This is a genomic window from Streptomyces boncukensis (assembly GCF_011045075.1).
GTDB classification, from domain to species: domain Bacteria; phylum Actinomycetota; class Actinomycetes; order Streptomycetales; family Streptomycetaceae; genus Streptomyces; species Streptomyces boncukensis.
In genome coordinates, this window is sequence record NZ_JAAKZZ010000535.1 from 1 (window position 1) to 4706 (window position 4706).

The 4706-nt window shown below is 70.9% G+C and carries 5 protein-coding genes; 1 reads left to right on the top strand and 4 read right to left on the bottom strand.

Going from position 1 to position 4706, the window contains the following annotated elements; translation table 11 throughout:
* Positions 1–283 precede the first annotated feature (283 nt).
* The gene (locus G5C65_RS31390) at positions 284–493 is read right to left on the bottom strand and encodes a DUF397 domain-containing protein (protein WP_165302437.1); all 210 of its coding nucleotides are present in this window, start codon (positions 491–493) and stop codon (positions 284–286) included.
* A complete protein-coding gene (locus tag G5C65_RS31395; protein ID WP_165302440.1) occupies positions 490–1347 on the bottom strand; it encodes a helix-turn-helix domain-containing protein in 858 nt (285 codons plus the stop codon). Before G5C65_RS31395 ends, G5C65_RS31390 begins: the two co-directional genes overlap by 4 nt.
* Before the next feature lie 49 nt (positions 1348–1396).
* Between G5C65_RS31395 and G5C65_RS31400 the strand changes: the two genes are divergently transcribed.
* Positions 1397–3313, top strand: a complete 1917-nt coding sequence (locus G5C65_RS31400; protein ID WP_241266201.1) for a transposase — start codon at positions 1397–1399, stop codon at positions 3311–3313.
* Between the two features lie 15 nt (positions 3314–3328).
* On the opposite strand, the gene npdG is transcribed toward G5C65_RS31400, so the two are convergent.
* A complete protein-coding gene (npdG, locus tag G5C65_RS31405; RefSeq protein ID WP_165302438.1) occupies positions 3329–4021 on the bottom strand; it encodes an NADPH-dependent F420 reductase in 693 nt (230 codons plus the stop codon).
* Between the two features lie 28 nt (positions 4022–4049).
* Positions 4050–4670: a hypothetical protein gene (locus G5C65_RS31410; protein WP_165302439.1), complete on the bottom strand. Its 621-nt coding sequence runs from the start codon at positions 4668–4670 to the stop codon at positions 4050–4052.
* Positions 4671–4706 lie beyond the last annotated feature (36 nt).

Consider the following 4706-nt stretch of genomic DNA (forward strand, 5'->3'; position numbering starts at 1 on the left):
CATCGAAGGGCACTCCAGTCGGGCGTACGGCGCGGGCGGGGCGGCCGCCCCGCGGTCTGCCCCTCATTGTCGCTCACCCCGCCGCGCGCCCGGCGGCGCCCACCCCTACGGGATCACCGGGATCACCGGCGGAGTCAGGCTGGCTGCGCTGGAGGAACTCGGGGTGGGACACGGTGACCGACTGGACCACGGGCGTGGCGGGACCTTCGTCGTTCAGCTGCGCAGCAAGGCCCCACCGCGCCGCACGCGACGGGGCTGCTGTGGACGGGTGCGGCGCGACTCGTCAGACGTTGCTGGACTCTCCACCCTTGACGCTCGTCACGAAGGAAGCGAACGAGGTGGCGGGGAAGTCCAGTACGGGACCAGTCGGGTTCTTGGTGTCACGGACGGGGACCAGACCGCAAGAAGCGGCAAGGTTCGTGGCGACCTCGATGCACTGGCCGCCGTTGCTGCTGTAGGAGGACGTGAACCACTGCGGGGCTTCGGTCGTCACGGGATGATGTCCTTTCGAAGTTGCTCGATCATGGCCACGGACGCCGCTTGAGACAGCGCTTCGGCCTGCAACTGATGGTAGGCCCGCAGCAACGACTGAAGGAACCTGGTATCCCGCTCCATGCGGCCCTGTAGTGCGGACTCGGCGTACGCGACATAGGACCAGTCAGGAAGGGTCACCAGGGTCACGGGCAGGTCGAACGCCCGGCGCTCGCCAAGATCGAACGGCGCCACCTGGAGGATCGAGGAGGGCAGTCCCGCGAACTCGGCAAGCCGGTCCAGCTGAGCTGCCATGACTTCCGGACCTCCGACGGGCCGCCTGACGCAGCTCTCGTCCAGTACCGCGTGGACCATGGGCGCGGGCGTGCGCTTCAGGGCCTCCTGGCGCTCTGAGAGCTTTGACAGACGTTCCTCCGCCTGGTGCTCCGTGATCGCTCCCCGAAGCACTTCACCCCTGGTGATCGCGGCGGCGTAGTCCCGGGTCTGGAGCAGCCCCGGAACGATGCCCAGCTCGAAGAGTCGGATCTCCACTGCGCGGACCTCCTGTGCCACGTAGTCCGGGAACCCTTCCAGCAGTGCTGTGTGTCGGACCGCGCGGCACTGGCGTTGGAGCCTGTCCCCCGCGCCGAGCGCCCTGTCACCGCTTGCCGCGAAGCGGGGAGTCGGAGAGCGCCGTCCAGTTTCAACGGCGGAGACGTGGGTTCCGGAGCATCCCATTCGATCCGCCAGTTCGTCCTGAGTCCATCCGTGTTCATCCCGCAACGTGCGCAGAAGCTGACCAAACTTCGCAGCGGGTGACTTCTCGGGTTCCAGCTCTTTTCGGGCTGCCCAGCAGCCAAGGAATTTCCGGGGCAAGAACAAGGCCCCGAAGTGGAAGAAGCCCAACGAGGGCGCGGTGTCGGTGATGGTGCTGCCGCTGGCCGTCACCGACCCCGCCGATATCTCCCGGCTCGATGGCCTGTACTCGGCGATGTGGTCGCTCAAGCGGGCCGTCCAGCGCGACGCCCGCGCCAAGGTCGATGCCTACTGGGCCGCGTACCACGAGCGGAACGAGCAGGGCGCGAAGGCCGTACGGCAGCGCCTCGGCCTCTCACGCGAAGCCCTGGAGCGCTCCGCGTACGAGCACCTCGAAGACTCCGGGCACTTGAAGCACCACGTCTCCAAGGCCCTCGCGATGCACATCGCGGATGAGGTATGGAACGGCGTCTCCCGGCACCTGTTCCCCGACACCACTGGCCACCGCTTCGGCCGACCGAAGGTCGGCATCTGGCACGACTTCACCCGCATCCCCGGCCGCGCCCGCTCCCACACCACCGAGAACAAGTGGGAGACCTTCCGCCTCGTCGGCACCCTCCACGGCCACGTCATGGCCTACACCGACGGCGGCCGGCACGAGCTCATGCAGCCCCGACAGATGCCCACGCCGACCGCTCCCGAGGGCCGCGTACCCACGGGCAAGATCACCGCTGCCGGGAAGCCCGGCACGCGCCGGGCGAACTGGTGGGACTACAAGGGACCGCTCGCCGTGGTGTTCGCCGGAGGACCCGAGGGCAAGCGCGGTGACCTTGTTCTCCCCGTCCGCGTCCCCCAGGCCCCCGGACAGCGGGAGCGCGTACGGCACTTCCTCGCCAACCCGCTAGCCTGGCACAAAGTCGACCTCGTACGCCGCCGCAAGGCCAGCGCGCCCGGCGGCTGGGTGCACGAAGCGCACTTGACGGTGCTCGGCCCCGGATACAGCTCACCGGCCGTACGTGCCATGCGCGACCGCGCCGCCCAGCTCGACCGCATCGGAGGCGTGGACGGCAACGTCTCCAACTTGTCGATCGCCTCCTTCCCCGCGTCGCTGGGCGGCGGCAAGCCGGAGTCCACCGAGATCACGCTGACCGATGCCGAGCGGCTGCTGGTCGAGAAGCAGGCGAAGAAGAAGCGGGGCCGGGCAAGAGCGCTGGAGCGCTCCCGCCGCGCATCGAACGCCGCGCAGTACGGGATGTCGAAGAAGCAGGCCAACCGCGCCACCCGCCGTGCAGCCAAGGGCTTGGAGCCCAAAGCCGTCACGGTGCCGGGTGGTGCCCGCGATACGCGGTCGGATGGGGTGCCGAAGCAGGCGTTCCGCCGTGACCGGCTGTCCGCCACTTACCGCGAGCAGCGCGCCCGCCAGGCTGAACACGCCGCCTCGATCGCCGAGTACCGCAGGCACCGCGCCCGCCAGGCAGCGCGGGAGATCATCGCCACTCACGGCCCCGTGCTCGTGGCCGAGGACTGCGACATCCGCACCTGGTACCGGCTGTGGGGCAAGCGCCTGTCCCAGACCACGCCCGGCATGCTGATCTCCGCTCTCAAGGCGGAGTGCGAAGCTGCGGGCGGTCGGCTGGTGCGGGCCTCCACCTGGTCCACGGCCCTGTCGCAGCACTGTCTCTGTGGTGAGCGCGTACACAAGAGGCTGCGGGACCGTGAACACAAGTGCATCGCGTGCGGACTCGTCGGCAAGCGTGACCGCGTGTCCGCCGCCCTCGCCGCGTTCGTCCGCTTCACCGACGTGGACGACCCCAAGACCGCGTTCCTGGACACCACCGCGTCCAGGAACGCCCAGATCACCTATGCAGAAGCGCTGGAAGAAGCACTGCGGGAGTCAACCACATCGTGCCCGAAACCGCCCCGGCGGTCGGGTCGCGTGGCAGCACCACGGCAACGTGGTACCTCTGCTCCCCGAACCGCCGGACAACGGAACCGAGCAACCCCGGATGAGACGCGCCCCGTGCGCGACCACGCCGGAAAGCCCGGTCCCCGCACGGCGTGCAGTCCACAGCTCACCCTTTGGTGAGTTGCGGATCAAGTCTTAGACGTCGGTGAGGCGGACTCCCGCGTGGGCCCGGTAGCGGCGGTTGACGGAGATCAGGTTGGCGACCAGGGACTCCACCTGGTGGGCGTTGCGCAGCCGCCCGGCGAAGACGCCCCGCATCCCGGGGATCCGCGCCGCCAGCGCCTGCACGGTCTCGCAGTCGGCCCGCACCTCGCCGAGCACCATCACATCGGTGTCGATCGACTCGACGCCGGGGTCGGAGAGCAGCGTGGCGGACAGGTGGTGGAAGGCGGCGGTGACGCGCGCGTCCGGCAGCAGCGCGGCGGCCTGCTCGGCGGCGCTGCCCTCCTCGGGCTTCAGCGCGTAGGCGCCCTTCTTGTCGAACCCGAGCGGGTTGACGCAGTCGACGACGAGCTTGCCCGCCAGCTCCTCCCGCAGCCCCTCCAGCGTCTTGCGGTGCCCGTCCCACGGCACGGCGACGATCACGACATCGGAGCGCTGGGCGCACTGCGCGTTGTCCGCGCCCTCCACGCCGTGTCCGAGTTCCTCGGCGGCGCGCCGGGCCCGCTCGGCGGCCCGGGAGCCGACGATCACCTTCTGCCCGGCGCGGGCCAGCCGGTACGCCAGCCCTCGCCCCTGATCGCCCGTCCCCCCGAGCACGCCAACGGTCAGCCCCGAGACATCGGGCAGATCCCACGGGTCCTTCTTGGGCGCAGCAGCACTAGTCATGCGGGCATCCTCCCACCACAGCGGGCGGTCACCAGCGCGGGGTGGGCGGGGCCGTGAGCTGGTCGGCCCAGCGGGAGAGGCGGTCGCGCAGCCGGAGGCGGCGGGCGGAGGCGTGCGGGAGGCGCGGTGCGGCGGTCTCCCCGGCCGCCGCGCTCACCAGGTGCTGGACCATCTCCAGACTGAGGGTGTCGTCCGCCGCCAGGGACTCGTGGACGAGGTCGTCCAGCTGCGGGACGCGCTCGGCCGCACTCAGGGTCAGCAGCGTCGCGCCCGCCGCGCGGGCGTCGGCGAGGCGCTCCAGGAGCGGCGGGCAGGGCCCCGCCGGCTCGGGCGTGACCACCAGGAGGGTCTCGCCGGTGCCCGCGCCCTCCAGGCGGCCCATGCCCACCGAGAGGTGCGCCGGAGCCGAGGGCGGGACGCGGTGGCGCACCAGGGTCGGGGAGAGCTCGGGGAGCCCGGACCAGGCCGCCTCGTCGTCCAGGTGGGCCGCCAGGTGCCAGGGTTCGTACGCCTCCGTGCCCACCAGGAGCAGCCCGCCGCCCTGGGCCCGCACCGACGAGCGCAGCGTCCCGCCGAAACTGCGGGTGGCCCGCAGCCACTCGCTTCCGCCCAGCACCTCGCGCAGCGTCGCCACCTGTCCGGCATCCATGGCCCGCGATTCTCACCCCGCGCCACCCCGCTCCAC